Here is a 15666-nt window from a genome sequence, read left to right as displayed (position 1 = left end):
ACCAAGCAGTCTCCCCCGCCTCACAACCTCAGCGTGGCGTCGCCCGTGTTGTAGGTCTGCACGAACCGATCAAGGAAGTCGGTACCGATCAGGCCGTCGAGGTGAAGATCCTGGAACATCACCGTCGGTTGTTCGTGCCGGGTCCGGTCCGGCGCCGCATCGAGCCACAGCGCACCAGGGATCCGCGCGAAGCGCCGGACGAACTGGTGGCCGGTCTCGTCCGTGCCCTCCACGATCCGTACGCCGCCGGCCGTGAGGTCGACCGAACACGCCGACAGGTAACGGGAGTCGAGGATCGTCGTCCCGGACCCGGTGTCGATCTCGACCTCGGCAATCTGGCCGTCCGGAAGCCGCAGCTCGACGCGCAGCTCCACCGAAGCGCCGTCGCGAAGGACCGAGACCGGTACGACGGTCCGCTCGTCGGCCGCCGGCGCGCCAAGCCGGATGACCTGTGCGAACGGGTCGACAGTCAGCGGCAGTTCCCCGAGCAGATCGAGGCCGAGGATGCCGTCGAATCCGTCAGCCCCGTCGACCGCACCGAGCGCCGCGACCGCGACCACCGACTCGGTCACGGTGTGGTCCCCGACGCGCAAGACCGGCAGCGCCGCCAGCGGCGCCCCAACCTCTTGCCCGGACATGCGCCGACCGGTGAACTCTTCGCCGGTCAGCTGCAGCCCGGCCCGATCGACCAAGGTGGGATGGACGAGCGAGATTCCGATCCCGGTGTCGACGAGGAAGCGTGCCGTCCGACCACCCGGCAGTTCACCGGCGATCCGGATCAGGTGCCCGACGCGGTCGAAAGGGATCTCGATCATCTGCTCAGCCTAGGAACAGAGGCGGCAGTCCTGGTAGTCGCCGACGAACAACCCATGCTCGGGGCACCGCTCGAACGACGCCGCCGGCGCTTGCTCCCACCGAGCGCCCGGCACGCCCTCCGGCTGGTAGTCGAACACCAGCTTCTCGTACGTCGCCAGGTAGTCCTCCGCGAACGGCGGGTCGTAGCTCAGCGCGTCCCACCGGAATCGCGCCGCCGCCAACCGCACCACGCGGATCAGGAAGAAACGCTCGCTCGGCCACTCGTCCGACCATGGCAGCTCGTCCAGGTCGAAGTCGTCGTTGCCGCCGCCGATCCGCGCGTTGCAGAGCAGCAGCGCGAAGCCGCGCTCGAAGTCTGTCTCCGCGAGCTCACACGCCGCCAGCGCCAGTACGTCGAGGAACACTGCCGTACCGCCGTTGGACAGGCTGAGGACGTGGTCGTGGTCGTCGCGTCCCCAGCCGAACGTGCTGCCCATGCGCTACTGCGTGACGCGGTAGACGTCGAAGACGCCCTCGACCGATCGGACCGCCTTCAGGACGTGACCGAGGTGGGTCGGGTCGCCCATCTCGAACGTGAACCGGGACTTCGCGATCCGGTCGCGGGTCGTGGTGAGCGCCGCGGAGAGGATGTTGACGTGGTAGTCCGACAGCACCCGAGTGATGTCCGAGAGCAGGCGGGCCCGGTCGAGTGCCTCGACCTGGATGGCGACCAGGAAGAGCGACTGCGCCGTCGGGGCCCACTCGACCTCGACGATCCGCTCCGGCTGGGTCGACAGGTTCTCCACGTTCGCGCAGTCGGCGCGGTGCACCGAGACGCCCGCACCGCGGGTGATCCAGCCGATGATCTCGTCACCGGGCACCGGCGTACAGCACCGGGCCAGTTTGGAGAGCACATCGGTCGCACCCTTGACGATGACACCGGCGTCGCCGCGCGCGGTCCGCTTCCGCCGTTCGCGGGACTGCGGCAGCCGGAGACCCTCGGCCAGATCCTCGGCCGCGCCCTCCTCACCGCCATACGTCTCGATCAAACGCCGTACGACGGCTTGTGCGCTCACATGCGATTCGCCGACCGCGGCGTACAGACCCGTGACGTCGGGGTAGCGCAGCGAGTTGGCGACCGCGGTCAGCGTCTCGTGCGACAGCAGGCGCTGCAGCGGCAGGCCCTCCTTGCGCAGCTGCTTGGCGATCGCGTCCTTGCCGTGCTCGATCGCCTCGTCGCGGCGCTCCTTGGAGAACCAGTGCTTGATCTTGTTCCGCGCGCGCGGGCTCTTGACGAAGGAGAGCCAGTCCCGCGAGGGGCCGGCGCCTTGGGCCTTCGACGTGAAGACCTCGACGACGTCACCGTTCTCCAGGGTGCTCTCCAGGGGCACCAGGCGACCGTTGACGCGGGCGCCGATACAGCGGTGCCCGACCTCGGTGTGGATCGCGTAGGCGAAGTCCACCGGCGAGGATCCCGTCGGCAGCGACATCACGTCACCGCGCGGGGTGAAGACGTAGACCTCGGAGTTGTTGATCTCGAACCGCAGCGAGTCGAGGAACTCCGACGGGTCGGAGGTCTCGCGCTGCCAGTCGACCAGCTGCCGGACCCACGGCATGTCGTTCGGTGCGCCGACCTCGGTGGTCGGCGGCGCGCCCACCTCGGGGGACGGGGCGTTCGGGTCTTCCTTGTACTTCCAGTGCGCGGCGATGCCGTACTCGGCCCGGCGGTGCATCGAGAAGGACCGGATCTGCAGTTCCACCGGCTTGCCCTGGGGGCCGATCACGGTGGTGTGCAGCGACTGGTACATGTTGAACTTCGGCATCGCGATGTAGTCCTTGAACCGGCCGGGGACCGGGTTCCAGCGCGCGTGCATGATGCCGAGGGCGGCGTAACAGTCGCGGACCGACTCGACCAGGACCCGGATGCCGACCAGGTCGTAGATGTCACCGAACTCGCGGCCGCGGACGATCATCTTCTGGTAGATCGAGTAGTAGTGCTTGGGCCGGCCGGTGACGGTGGCCTTCACCTTGGCCGCGCGCAGGTCCTCGTGGACCTGGTCGATGACCGTGGCCAGGTACTCGTCGCGGGACGGAGCTCGCTCGGCCACCAGCCGGACGATCTCGTCGTACACCTTCGGGTGCAGGGTCGAGAACGACAGGTCCTCGAGCTCCCACTTGATCGTGTTCATACCGAGCCGGTGCGCCAGCGGAGCGTAGATCTCCAGCGTCTCGCGGGCGATCCGCTCCTGCTTCTCCTGGCGCAGGAAGCCCAGGGTGCGCATGTTGTGCAGCCGGTCGGCGAGCTTGATCACCAGCACCCGGATGTCCTTGGCCATCGCGACGACCATCTTGCGGATCGTCTCGGCCTGCGCGGACTCGCCGTACTTGACCTTGTCCAGCTTGGTGACGCCATCGACGAGCATGGCGATCTCTTCGCCGAAGTCCTTGGTCAGCTCGGCCACCGTGTACGGCGTGTCCTCGACCGTGTCGTGCAGCAGCGCGGCGCAGAGCGTCGGAGCCGTCATACCGAGCTCGGCGAGGATGGTGGCCACGGCGAGCGGGTGCGTGATGTACGCGTCGCCGCTCTTGCGCAGCTGGCCCGTGTGGTACTTCTCCGCGGTCCGGTAGGCGCGCTCGATCATCGCCAGGTCGGCCTTGGGGTGCGTCGCCCGCACCACCCGGAACAGCGGCTCCAGCATCGGCGCCCGGTTCGGGTGCCGGGTGCCGCCGAGGCGGGCCAGCCGGGCCCGGACGCGGGCCGGCGCGATCCGCGGCGGCTGGGCGGCCGGCGGCGGTGACACGGGAGCCGGGCGCACCGGTGCCGGGGCGCGCGGAGGCTCCTGCGGTACTACGTTCGGTACCGCTGACGTCATCGCCGGGTCTTCGCCCACGTTGTGTCCCTCCGCCGACAGAGCACCAGTCTAGGGGTCACCGGCCAACGACAGAGAAACACCCTGTGGACAACACGCCGGGTCATTGACCCGTCACGGAGAGTTTATCCCCTTTTTAACCGATACAGCGCAGTTCAGACAGAAACTAGCGAAGTGATCTGTTCCGAGCCCAACCGCTCGCGCCACGGCAGGAACGACAGTTCCAGCAATACCGCCGTACCGACGACCTCAGCGCCACAGCGCCGGATCAGCCGCAGACAGGCCTCGACGGTCCCGCCCGTGGCCAGGACGTCGTCGATCACCAGCACCCGGTCACCCGGCCGGAACGCGTCCTGGTGCACCTCGATGGTGGCCTCGCCGTACTCCAGCGCGTACGACTCCTCGTACGTCGCCGCCGGCAGCTTGCCCTTCTTCCGGACCGGGACGAACCCGGCGCCGAGGGCGAGCGCGACCGGGGCGGCGAGGATGAACCCGCGCGCCTCGATCCCGACCACCTTGTCGACCACCGGGTTGCCGTCGTCGTCCTGCCCCGCGGCCGCCAGCGCCTGGACCACCTGGCCGAAACCGTCGTGGTCGGCCAGCAGCGGGGTGATGTCCTTGAACACCACCCCCGCTTGCGGGTAGTCCGGGATGTCGCGGATGCCGTCGGCCAGAACCTGCTCCAACGTCCGCGACATCACTTGCCGCGCTTCGACCGCGGTTTACGGCTCGGCTGCGGACGGCCGGCGCCGCCGGCGTTCATCGGCCGGGCCGCCGGAGCCGGCACCGAGCCGGTCGCCCGCGGGGTGTCCTGGACCGCACTGGCGCCCGAGGCCGCCGGCACCAGATCCTCGGCGACGGCCGGGGACTTCGCCGTACCGGCGCTCTGGGCCTTCTTCGCGGTGACGCGGCGGTTCAGCGCCTGCATCCCCGGCTCACGCTCCTTGAAGGCCGCGAGCAGCGCCGGAGCGATGAAGATCGACGAGTACGCACCGACCGCGATACCGACGAACAGGGCCAGCGAGAGGTCCTTCAGCGGACCGCTGCCGAGCACCCAGGTACCGACGACGAGGATCGACCCGACCGGCAGCAGCGCGATCAGCGTGGTGTTGATCGACCGCACGATGGTCTGGTTGACCGCGAGGTTGGTGGCGTCGGAGTAGGTGTAGCGGTTCGAGCCGGTGATGCCGCGGGTGTTCTCACGGATCTTGTCGAAGACCACGACGGTGTCGTACAGCGAGTAGCCGAGGATGGTCAGCACGCCGATCACGGTGGCCGGCGTGACGTCGAACCCGATCAGCGCGTAGACGCCGACCGTGATCAGCACGTCGTGGACCAGCGCGATGATCGCCGCCGCGGACGCCTTCGATTCCCGGAAGTACGCCCAGATCACGAAGAAGACCAGCAGGATGAAGACGCCGAGCGCCCAGATCGCCTTGTTCGCGATCTGGTCACCCCAGGAGGCGCCGATCTGGGTCGAGGTCACCTGGTCGGCCGGGACCCCGGCCTCCTTGGCGATCGCTTCCCGGACCTTCGGTACGTCGGCCTGCGCGAGCGGCTTGGTCTGAATCCGCACGCGCTCGTTGTTGATCGTGGTGACGACCGGGTCACCGAGACCCTCGATGTTGGTGGCCTTGACCACGTCACCGAACTTCTGGACGGTGTCGCCGGTGATCTGGGTCTTGGCCTCGTACTCCACGCCGCCGCGGAACTCGATGCCGAGCGCCAGGCCGCGGGCGAACAGGCCGCCGAGCGAGAGCACCACCAGGGCGATCGAGACGGCGAACCAGATCTTGCGCTTGCCGATGAAGTCGTAGGAGACCTCACCGCGGTGCAGCTTGTTCCCGAGCTGTCCGAGCTTCGACATCAGACCTCCCCTCCGATCGGCTTGCGCGTGGACGGCGTCTTGCGGGGGCGCGGGGTGGCCGAGCCGGCGTTGTGGCCGGGCAGTCGTTCCACGCCGAGGTGTTCAGGATCCAGACCGGACAGCTTGTGACCGTGGCCGAAGAAGTTCGTCCGGGCCAGCAGCGTGACCAGCGGTTTGGTGAAGATGAAGACCACGAGCAGGTCGATCAGCGTGGTCAGGCCGAGCGTGAACGCGAAGCCGCGGACGCTGCCGACGGCCAGCACGTAGAGCACCAGCGCGGCGAGCAGCGAGATCGAGTCGGCCGCGATGATCGTGTGCTTGGCGCGGGCCCAGCCGGTCTCCACCGACGACCGCAGACTGCGGCCTTCGCGGACTTCGTCACGGAGTCGTTCGAAGTAGATGACGAACGAGTCCGCGGTGATACCGATCGCGACGATCAGACCCGCGATACCGGCCAGCGTCAGGGTGAACCCGATCGCCTTGCCGAGCAGGACGACCAGCGCGAAGGTCAGCACCGAGGCGACGGCCAGCGAGGCCACCACCACCAGGCCGAGGCCGCGGTAGTACAGGAACGAGAAGAGCACGACCAGGGCGAGACCGGCCAGACCGGCGTAGATGCCGGCGGTCAGCTGGTCACCGCCGAGCTGCGGCGAGACCGTCTCGACCGACGAGGTGTCGAAGGAGACCGGCAGGGCGCCGTACTTGAGGACGTTGGCCAGGTCGCGAGCCTCGGTCTCGGTGAAGGTACCGGTGATCTGCGCCGAACCACCCGGGATCGGCTGCGAGACGGTCGGCGTCGAGATCGCGACGTTGTCCAGCACGATCGCGAACAGGTTCGCGCCCTCGCCGCGCGCGGAGATGTTCTGCGTGGCCTTGAGGAACTTGTCGCCGCCCTCACCGGTGAAGTTCAGGTTGACCTGCCACTGGAAACCGCCCTGCGGGATGCCGGCGGAGGCGTCCGACAGGTCGGTGCCCTTCAGGATCGCCGGGCCGAGCAGGTACTTGTAGGCCTTGCCCTTGTCACAGGCGAACTGCGGCTTGGCCGGGTCCTCGTCCTGCTTGTCACCACACTTGTACGCCGCGAAGGCGGCCTGCGCGGCGGCGTCCGGGGTGTAGGTCAGCGGGTCGCCCTTGTGGGCGGCGGGAGCACTCGGCGTACCGGTCGGTGCGCTCGGGGTGCCGGAGGGCTTCGGCGTCGGCGTCGGCGTGGCCTGACCGAGCACGCTGCTCCAGGCGCGGCCGTTCGGCTTCGCGGTCGGCGTTCCGGTGGGCTTGATCGACGTACTCGGCTTCGGCGTCGTGGACGGCTTGCCGCTCGCCTTCCCGCTCGGGGTCGGCGTCGTCGACGGCTGCGGCATCGGGTTCGCCGGCTGCGCGTCGTACACGATCCGGAAGTAGAGCAGTGCGGTCTGACCGACCTGGGCCACCAGGCTGTCCCGCGTCGCGCCGGGCACGGCCACCGTGATGTGGGTGCCGCCGGAGGTGGTGATGTCGGCTTCCGCGACACCCGCACCGTTCACGCGCTGGGAGATGATGTTCTTGGCCTCGTTGAGCTGGTCCGGGGTCACGTCCCCGCCGCCCGCCAGATTCTTGGCGGTCAGCGTGATGGTCGTGCCACCGCGCAGGTCCAGGCCGAGCTTGGGCTTCCAGGTCTTGGTGAGCGCCATGATCCCGAACAGCAGGACCACGATGACTCCCAGGGCAATCAGGAGCCGACCGGGGCGGGATGTCGTCGTCGTTGCCACGTCAGATTCAACCTTTGTGCTTCTGGGCGCGCCCCACCGTCGGGTGGACGCGGGGCGCGCCGCAGGCTGTCAGTGGGAGGTCAGTTCTCGGAGTGCGTCGGCGGCAGCTTCGGCCCGTCCTGGACCTTGCCGTCGGCCTTGTCACGGCCCGCGTCCGGGACGTCGACCGGATCCAGGGCCTCGACCGGCTCCGCAACCTCGTCGGTGGTCTCGACGGCCTCGTCGGCGGTCGCGTCCTCGTCGGGGATGATCCGGCCGATGGCGGCCTTCACGACCTGGACCAGGACGCCGTCGGAGATCTCCAGCGTCACGTACTCGTCGTCGGTCTCCTCGACGATGCCGACCAGGCCACTGGTGGTGATCACCTTGGTGCCGGGGGCCAGGGCGGCGACGGTCTGGGCCTGCCGCTCGCGCTGCTTACGCTGCGTGCGGCTCATGAACCAGATCATTCCCACGATCAGGATCAGCGGGATGAGCAGCGTGATGCCGCCACCCCCGGAGGAGGCCATCGGTACGGCGAGGAGTTGCATCGGGTCTCAGAATCCTTCGTCGATCGGGGAAAACGGGCTACCGGCACGCTCTGCAAAAGCGCGCAGGTCGCAGCGGAATGACCTCAGGTCAGGCCAACGGGGAGTCTAACCCTGAGCGTCAACAACTGCGTCACGACACCGGGTCACGTTTGCGTTACTCGGCCGGCGGCGCCAGTCATTCGTCCGGGATCGAAAAGGTACGCCTACTCTTCGTCGTCGAAGAGGGTGTCCGCGAATGTTGCACCTTTTGGCACTTTCAGCCCGATGTGCCGCCAGGCCGCGGGGGTCGCGACACGGCCGCGCGGTGTCCGGGCCAGGTAGCCGGAACGGACCAGGAACGGCTCGGCCACCTCCTCGACCGTCTCGCGCTCCTCACCGACGGCGACCGCCAGCGTGGACAGGCCGACCGGCCCGCCACCGAACCGGCGGCACAACGCGTCCAGGACCGAGCGGTCGAGCCGATCCAGCCCCATCTTGTCCACCTCGTACAGCTCGAGGGCGGATTTGGACAGCGCCAGCGTGATGATCCCGTCCGAGCGGACCTCGGCGAAGTCGCGCACCCGGCGCAGCAGCCGGTTCGCGATGCGGGGTGTGCCACGGGACCGGGACGCGATCTCCGCCGCACCTTCGGGGGTGATGTCGACCTCGAGCAGGTCGGCCGACCGGTTGACGATCTTCTCCAGCTCGGAGGCGTCGTAGAACTCCAGGTGCCCGGTGAAACCGAACCGGTCGCGCAGCGGTCCCGGCAGCAGACCCGCGCGGGTCGTCGCCCCGACCAGCGTGAACGGCGGGATCTCCAGCGGGATCGCGGTCGCGCCTGGGCCCTTGCCGACGATCACGTCGACCCGGAAGTCCTCCATCGCCATGTACAGCAGCTCTTCGGCCGGCCGCGACATCCGGTGGATCTCGTCGAGGAACAGCACTTCGCCCTCGTTCAGCCCGGACAGGATCGCGGCCAGGTCACCGGCGTGCTGGATCGCCGGGCCGCTGGTCACCCGCAGCGGCGCCGACATCTCGCTGGCGATGATCATCGCCAGCGTCGTCTTCCCCAGCCCGGGCGGCCCGGAGAGCAGCACGTGGTCCGGGGTCCGGTTCCGGCCGCGGGCGGCGTGCAGGACCAGCTCGAGCTGCTCGCTGACCCGGCGCTGACCGCCGAACTCCGCGAGCGTGCGCGGCCGGAGCGCCGACTCGATCTTGCGCTCCTCGAGATCCACGGCATCGCCGGAGACCAGCGGGCGAACGTTGTCGTCCATGGCCTAAGCCTTGGAGAGCGCGCGCAAGGCGGCGCGGAGCAGGTCGGGAACCGACGGGTTCGGGTTGTCGGCGGCCAGCGGTGACACGGCGGTGACGGCGTCCTCGGCGTCGCGCGCGGACCAGCCGAGACCGACCAGACCGGCGTGCACCTGCGCCCGCCAGGCCTCCTGGGCCTGCAGCGGCCGCCCGGTCACCGTCCGCGACGGCATACCGATCTTGTCCTTGAGCTCCAGCACGATCCGCTGCGCGCCCTTCTTCCCGATGCCGGGAACCTTCACCAGTACGGCGAGGTCCTCCGTGGCGACGGCATGCCGCAGCTGGTCCGGCTCGAGCACGGCCAGCGCGGCCTGCGCCAGCTTGGGCCCGACACCGGTGGCCGTCAGCAGCAACTCGAACAGGCTCTTCGCGTCGTCGTCGGCGAAGCCGTAGAGCGTGAGTGAGTCCTCGCGCACGATCATCGAGGTCGCGATCCGGGCCTCCTGGCCGGGCCGCAGCCCCGCCAGCGTGCCGGGATCACACTGGACCTGCAGGCCCACTCCCCCGACCTCGATGACGGCACTGTCCACTCCGATGGCCGCCACCGGGCCCCGCACGAACGCGATCACCGCGCACCTCCACTACTCATGGCACCACTCATGGCACTCATCGCTTGCCCTCCTGCGCCGCGACCGCGGCCCGCAGCCGAGCCACCTGCAGGCGGGACTGCGCCTGCGCCGCGGCCTCCAGATTCGACCGCGAGGCGGCCGCCTGCTGCAGTTTGCTCGTCACCCCACCACGCCAGATGTGGCAGATCGCCAGCGCCAGCGCGTCCGCGGCGTCGGCCGGCGTCGGCCGCTCGGGCAGCTGCAGGATCCTGGTCACCATCGTGGTCACCTGCTCCTTGCCGGCCCGTCCGGACCCGGTGACCGCGGCCTTGACCTCACTCGGTGTGTGCAGCGCGACCGGCAATCCGCTGCGCGCGGCCACCACCATCGCCACTCCGGAGGCCTGGGCCGTGCCCATCACTGTGCGCACGTTGTGCTGCGCGAAGACCCGCTCCACCGCGACCGCGTCCGGCCGGTGCTCGGTGATCCACTCGACCAGCTCGGCCTCGATCCGCACCAGGCGCTGCGAGACGTCGAGCTCGGGCGGGGTCCGGATCACGCCGACGGCGACCATCGTGGGTGGCCTGCCCGGCGTGCCCTCGACGACGCCGAGACCGCACCGGGTCAACCCAGGGTCGACGCCGAGCACCCGCATGGACTACCTCCGAACGTTTGTTCGACAACCCTAACGGGCCGTTCGGACAGCCGGGAAATCGACGCGCCGCCCGGTCAGAAGTAGTCGAGCATGTACGGCGTCGACCCGCCGAACGCGTCGTCGAGCGCCCGGTCGGCGGCCGCCGATCCTCCGGACAGCAGTCCGGCTCCGCGGAGCGCAGCGACCGGCGTACCGGCATAGAGGGCGGCGAGTCCGCGCGCACCCAGCCGCATCGCGTCGTCCGCGGGCTCGGCCGCGACAAGTGAACCTGTGCCGTCAGCCACCGACAACCGCCAATCCCCAGCATTTGCTGGCAGATCAGCGTCCTCGATGCGCACAGCAACATCCAGTACGGCGCCCGCCGCGAACCCGCGCTGCCGAATCGCCGCAGGCGCGTCCAGCAGCCGCAGCATCCAGCGCTGGACCCGCGCGTCCGCCTCCGCCTCGTGCTCGGCGAGCAGGTGCACCGGATCGGTCGGCGCCGTGTGAACGACCACGTTCTTCGCAATCGACGCACCAGAGCCGACCGTCGCCCACAGCGCCCGCGCGGTCTCCTCGGAACCGGCCACGAGCTCGTCGACGGACAGGTTGCCGTCGGACCAGTTGTAGACCACGAAGCCGTCCTCGGCGACGTACGCGAAGTTGTCGTCGTCACCCAGCCAGGACTCGATCTGGCTGAGCGGCCAGATCAGCGGACCGTTCGACCGCTGCTTGTCATGGAGCTTCGAGGCCAGCTCGATGAACAGCTGCGCATCCGCCTTGCCGGCCTTGCGCACCGCCACACTCCGACCGCCCAACGTGCGCAAATCGGCCGCCGGGAAGGTGAACTGGTAGCGTCCACCGCCGAACTCGTACCCGAGGTGCCGATACAGCACAGTGGTCGCCGGGTAGAGCGCCGACAGCGGATAGCCCTTCTCGACACTGCGCTGCAGCACTCCACGCATCAACAGGCTGCCGACTCCGCGCCCGCGATACTCCGGTGCCACGACAACACCAGCGATACCGGCCATCGGCACTCGCCGCCCACCCCACCACTGCTCGAACGGCCAGATCCGCGCCGCCGCCACCAACTCGTCGCCGTCGACAACCCCGAGGTACCGCCCGTCCTGCGCGAACTCGAGTGCGTTCTTCCGCCACTCGTCCTTGTCCCCACCGGGCCCGAACGACCTCTGCCGAACCTGCCATGCCGAGTCCAGGTGCCCCTCGACAACATCCACCACCCGCAGCGCATCCGTCACATGCCAGACCCTACGACGCCGTACGTCACCCCAGCGAGAGGAATATCGGCACAGCGTTGATCGCCCCGTGCACGGTGATCAGCGGCCACATCCGCCGGTACCGGCTCCACAGGTAGCCCAGGAAGAGCCCTTGCACTCCCTGGTTCACCAGCACCGACGCGAGGTCGATCCCGAACTCACCGCGTCCCTGCAGCGTCACATGCCAGACAGCCCAAGCAATCGATGCGATCAGGATCGCCGGCCACGGTCCGAGCCGTTGCTCCCACCGCGTCTGCAACCAGCGCCGGTAGAAGACTTCCTCAAGCACGCTGTTGGCCAGGAACCCACCGACGATCACCAGCGCCAGCTCAACGCCGCTGAACTCCAGCCGGTCGGGCACCGGTGCGGCCAGTGGCCCGGTGTAGCTGAGCAACAGGAAGGCAGCGACCGGAACGGCCGGAGCCCACCGGACCGTAGTCGGCCAGCTCGCCGTGGGCTTACCGCCCAACCAGCGGAACACAGCCAACGGCACAAGCAACAGGAGCAGCCCCTTCAGCACCTCGAACATCCCAAGGCCGAGCAGCTTCAGCAGTACGGCGAACGCGACCGCCAGTCCGGTCAGGATCCACGCTTGCCGGCGATCCGCCGTACCGCCATCGGTCCGCTCGAGCCGCCACGGCAGTAGCCGGACTAAGCCGATACCAACGGCAACCGGAATCCAGCGAACCCACATCGGCTGTGTGCTGTCGCTGTCCGCCGTGTATCGCACGCCGGTGTTGCCTGTCAGCACCAGCACCACTGCAGCACCTACCAGCACCGCAATCCCGCCTACCAGCACCCATCTACGCATCTGCGGGATTCTGTCAGCCGAGGGGCCTACTTCCGGTCGGTGACCCAGAGGTGGATGGTGCCTTCGACAACGACTGTGCCGTCGTCACGGGTCGCCTTGACGCGCACCGGGACGTCGGGGCCGGTGGTCCAGTCGTCAGGGTCGGTTTCGGCGGAGCAGGTGAGGTCAGACGTGGACTTGGCGAGGTAGGCGACCTCCATGCCCTTCGGCAGCCAGCGCTTGCCGGCAGGGACGGTCGCCTCGGCCAGTGCGCCCATGGCTGCCTCCAGTCCGTTGCACGCGGCGATCGCATGCACAGTGCCGATGTGGTTCTGGACCGCGCGACGCTTCGGCAGCACCAGCGACGCGTAGTTCGGGCCGATCTGCACGAACCGAGGCCGGATGGTCCGGAAGTACGGCGCCTTCCATGCGAAGGCCCGTGAGAACACCCGGTCGCCACCGGGGACCGCCTTGAGCCGGTCCCACATCTCGATCACCTGAGTCGCCATGCAGGTTATGTTACCCACGAGTAAGGCAGGTTGTCGCCCCCTCGCTACGGCCGTTGCGGCTGAACTGTCCGCAGCGTCCCGTTGACGCGCACCTGGACCGTACGACGTGAGTCGGTGCGGTCGGCTGTGATCCGGAACGATTGGACGCGGCCGGCTGCCCACGTGCAGTCCACCCGGTAGCCGCCCCGGGCGCGGAGCCCGCGGAACGAGCCGTCGACCCAGGACGGCGGGAGCGCCGGCAGAAGCGCGATCTCGCCGGCATGGCTCTGCAGCAGCATCTCGACGATCGTTCCGGACACACCGAGGTTTCCGTCGATCTGGAACGGCGGATGCGTCGCGAACAGGTTCGGAAGCAGGTTGAACGTCAGCAGGCCGCGCAGCATGATCGCTGCGCGCTCACCGTCGCCGAGCCGGGCGAACAGCGCGCACCGCCACGGCCACGTCCACGAACGGCGGCTGTCCCCGGACACCGTGGCCGCAGTGAACGGCTCCCCCGCCTTCTCACCGCAGCGCGCCTTCAACGACACGAGTGCAGCGGCCGCAAGCTCCGGCGTACTGGCTGGGGTGATCTGGCGGCCTGGGTAGACGGCGAACAGGTGTGAGGTGTGCCGGTGAATGTCGGCCGGGTCGTCGCGGTCGGTCTGCCACTCCTGCAGCTGACCCCAGCTTCCGACCTTGTTGGGCGCCAGCCGGGCCTGCAGGTCCGCGACGGTCCGCCGGTACGACGCATCGACGCCGAGGGCGGTCGCCGCGTCGACATAGTTCTGGAACAGGTCCCAGATCATCTGCTGGTCGTACATGATGCCGTCCTCGCGCGGACCGTGCTCAGGCGACCAGCCGTTGGGCGATACCAGCCGACCGTCGGCGTCCTCGATCAGACGGTCCTCCCAGAACTCACAGATCTCCTTGATCAACGGGTACGCGCGCCCGCGCAGGTACTCGCGGTCCTGGGTGAACGCGTAGTGCTCCCAGAGGTGCTGCGCGTACCAGGCACTCGCAACGGTGTTCCACTGCCAGGAGTTGCCGCCGAAGACGCTCTGACTCATCCGCGCGGTCCAGCCGCGGGCCTCGGCACCGAACGCGTGCTTCGTCGCCACTCGGCTCGGGACCGCGACCTGCTCGATGAAGCGGGTGAATGCCTCATGTGACTCCGGGAGGTCCGTGGTCTCCGCTCCCCAGTAGTTCATCTGCACATTGATGTCCGTGTGGTAGTCCGAGGCCCACGCGGGTTGGTCCTGGTCGTTCCACAGGCCCTGCAAGTTCGCGGGGAGACCGTGCGGTCGAGACGACGACCACAGGAGGTAGCGGCCGTAGGTGAACAGGGTTTGTTCGAGTGACGGGTCAGCACCGCCATCGGCGTACCGCGTGAGTCGTTGGTCTGTTGGCAGTCCGGCGATCTCCGGAGCTGTCGTGCCCCAGTCGACGGAGACGCGTCGCATGCGAGCACTGAAGTCCGTCTGATGCTTGCTCAGCAACGCGTCTGCACCCGCGCGCGCAGCGGCTGCTACAGACTGCCGCACTGCGGGTGCGGGAGCGCTGCCCCGCCAGCCGGCCGCAGCGGACATCGCATAGTCGGTGCGTGCGTCCAGGTACAGCACCAGCTCGCTGCAGTTCTTCAGCTCGATCGAGGTGCCATCCGTCGACACCGATCCGCCGCGAGTCACGACGCGAACCTCGGCGGCGTACCGCAGTCCGTTGCCCATGGCATCGTTGAAGCGCAGGGCCGTCCGGTCCGCGGTCGTCTTCGCGCCCTGACCGGCGTGCAACGACACCCGGCCCGACAGTTGCCCGGTGTACCGCAGCACGAATACGTCCGCGGCGAACGCCGTACTGCGGATGCGCACACCCCGCTCGTCGACGTACTCGCTGCTGTGCACGCCACGCACCAAATCGAGCGAGCGTCGATAATCCGTGAACGGAGGAGCGTCGTGGGGGTCCACGCCATCCAGTGCGATCTCCGCGACCTGGAAGTGGCTCACGCCGGCGACAGGCGTGAAGGTGAAGCGATAGCGCCCGTACGACGCGGGCTGCGCGATCTCGAAGTGCCGAGTCTCGAACCGCTCACTGAACGGACCCGACAGCTGCTGCCGGTCCAGCACCGTCCACGCCTGTCCGTCGTTCGACCCCTCGAGCACCCACGCCCGCGGATCGCGCTCCGGTACGTCGTTCGCGCTGGTGAGCGCGTAGCCGCTGACACTCGCGGCGGTCCGCAATGTCAGCTGCCACACCACGGCGGCCGGTGGCGACTCCACACACCACTTGGTCTCTTTGCTGCCGTCGATCGTCTGCTGCGCGGTTTCCGTGCTGGGTGACTGGTACGGCCCGCCTGGCGTGGTCAGCTCGGTCGCTGCGCTGCCCAGCTCGACGTACAGGTCGCCGAAGTTCCGGAAGGAGCCGAAGCCGCTCATCGAGGTGTCGAACACGTTGTCGTCGACTCCGGCGAGCCCGTTGTCGTAGTTGTTCACCCCGCCCCACAAGCTCTGCTCGCTGAGCTGGATGCGGTCCCGGCCGACGCCGCCGAACAGCATGGCGCCCAGCCGGCCGTTGCCGACCGGCAGCGCCCCTGACTCCCATTCCCGCGCCGGTTGGCGATACTCCAACCGCTCCGGGGTGACGGTAGGGAGCAGCGGCCGCGCCGATGCCGGGGTCACCCCACTCACCCAGGCCACGGTCCCCAGACCACCAGCGGCGAGCACAGCACGACGAGTCGGTTCAGGCATGGGCGGCCCTCTCGAAGAGATCGGGCGACTCCATGCATTTCTGCCCGGAGTCGCGCTACTTTGAGCGAGAATGCCGAAAGAAAGGTCCGAT

General features: G+C 68.6%; 14 protein-coding genes. All 14 read right to left on the bottom strand.

Annotation, left to right across the window (positions count from 1 at the left end):
• Positions 1-20 precede the first annotated feature (20 nt).
• A complete protein-coding gene (locus ABZS29_RS18285) occupies positions 21-815 on the bottom strand; it encodes a retropepsin-like aspartic protease (RefSeq protein WP_355463329.1) in 795 nt (264 codons plus the stop codon).
• 9 nt (positions 816-824) lie between these two features.
• The gene (locus ABZS29_RS18280) at positions 825-1292 is read right to left on the bottom strand and encodes a hypothetical protein (RefSeq protein ID WP_355463328.1); all 468 of its coding nucleotides are present in this window, start codon (positions 1290-1292) and stop codon (positions 825-827) included.
• Positions 1293-1295: 3 nt separating this feature from the next.
• Positions 1296-3494, bottom strand: coding sequence for a bifunctional (p)ppGpp synthetase/guanosine-3',5'-bis(diphosphate) 3'-pyrophosphohydrolase (locus ABZS29_RS18275; protein ID WP_355464402.1), 2199 nt, complete (start codon positions 3492-3494; stop codon positions 1296-1298).
• Between the two features lie 326 nt (positions 3495-3820).
• Complete coding sequence (locus tag ABZS29_RS18270; RefSeq protein ID WP_355463327.1) at positions 3821-4363, bottom strand: adenine phosphoribosyltransferase; 543 nt, start codon at positions 4361-4363, stop codon at positions 3821-3823.
• Positions 4363-5532 carry a protein translocase subunit SecF gene (gene secF, locus ABZS29_RS18265; protein ID WP_355463325.1) on the bottom strand — a complete coding sequence of 390 codons (1170 nt, stop codon included), beginning with the start codon at positions 5530-5532 and terminating at the stop codon, positions 4363-4365. Before secF ends, ABZS29_RS18270 begins: the two co-directional genes overlap by 1 nt.
• The gene (secD, locus tag ABZS29_RS18260; RefSeq protein WP_355463324.1) at positions 5532-7277 is read right to left on the bottom strand and encodes a protein translocase subunit SecD; all 1746 of its coding nucleotides are present in this window, start codon (positions 7275-7277) and stop codon (positions 5532-5534) included. The genes secF and secD overlap by 1 nt, the downstream gene beginning before the upstream one ends.
• Before the next feature lie 80 nt (positions 7278-7357).
• On the bottom strand, positions 7358-7807 hold the full coding sequence (gene yajC, locus ABZS29_RS18255) for a preprotein translocase subunit YajC (RefSeq protein WP_355463322.1): 450 nt from the start codon (positions 7805-7807) through the stop codon (positions 7358-7360).
• Positions 7808-8010: 203 nt separating this feature from the next.
• The gene (gene ruvB, locus ABZS29_RS18250) at positions 8011-9060 is read right to left on the bottom strand and encodes a Holliday junction branch migration DNA helicase RuvB (RefSeq protein WP_355463320.1); all 1050 of its coding nucleotides are present in this window, start codon (positions 9058-9060) and stop codon (positions 8011-8013) included.
• A gap of 3 nt (positions 9061-9063) precedes the next feature.
• Positions 9064-9666, bottom strand: a complete 603-nt coding sequence (gene ruvA, locus ABZS29_RS18245; RefSeq protein WP_355463319.1) for a Holliday junction branch migration protein RuvA — start codon at positions 9664-9666, stop codon at positions 9064-9066.
• 37 nt (positions 9667-9703) lie between these two features.
• Positions 9704-10300: a crossover junction endodeoxyribonuclease RuvC gene (gene ruvC / locus ABZS29_RS18240; RefSeq protein WP_355463317.1), complete on the bottom strand. Its 597-nt coding sequence runs from the start codon at positions 10298-10300 to the stop codon at positions 9704-9706.
• Positions 10301-10374: 74 nt separating this feature from the next.
• Positions 10375-11538 carry a GNAT family N-acetyltransferase gene (locus tag ABZS29_RS18235; RefSeq protein WP_355463315.1) on the bottom strand — a complete coding sequence of 388 codons (1164 nt, stop codon included), beginning with the start codon at positions 11536-11538 and terminating at the stop codon, positions 10375-10377.
• A gap of 25 nt (positions 11539-11563) precedes the next feature.
• Positions 11564-12367, bottom strand: coding sequence for a CPBP family intramembrane glutamic endopeptidase (locus ABZS29_RS18230; protein WP_355463313.1), 804 nt, complete (start codon positions 12365-12367; stop codon positions 11564-11566).
• Between the two features lie 26 nt (positions 12368-12393).
• Entirely contained in the window at positions 12394-12855 is a 462-nt protein-coding gene (locus ABZS29_RS18225; protein WP_355463311.1) for a hotdog fold domain-containing protein, read from the bottom strand.
• Between the two features lie 44 nt (positions 12856-12899).
• On the bottom strand, positions 12900-15575 hold the full coding sequence (locus tag ABZS29_RS18220) for a glycoside hydrolase N-terminal domain-containing protein (RefSeq protein ID WP_355463310.1): 2676 nt from the start codon (positions 15573-15575) through the stop codon (positions 12900-12902).
• Positions 15576-15666: the final 91 nt, after the last annotated feature.

This window comes from Kribbella sp. NPDC005582, from assembly GCF_040605415.1.
Lineage (GTDB): Bacteria > Actinomycetota > Actinomycetes > Propionibacteriales > Kribbellaceae > Kribbella.
This window is presented reverse-complemented; position numbering and strand designations above follow the sequence as displayed.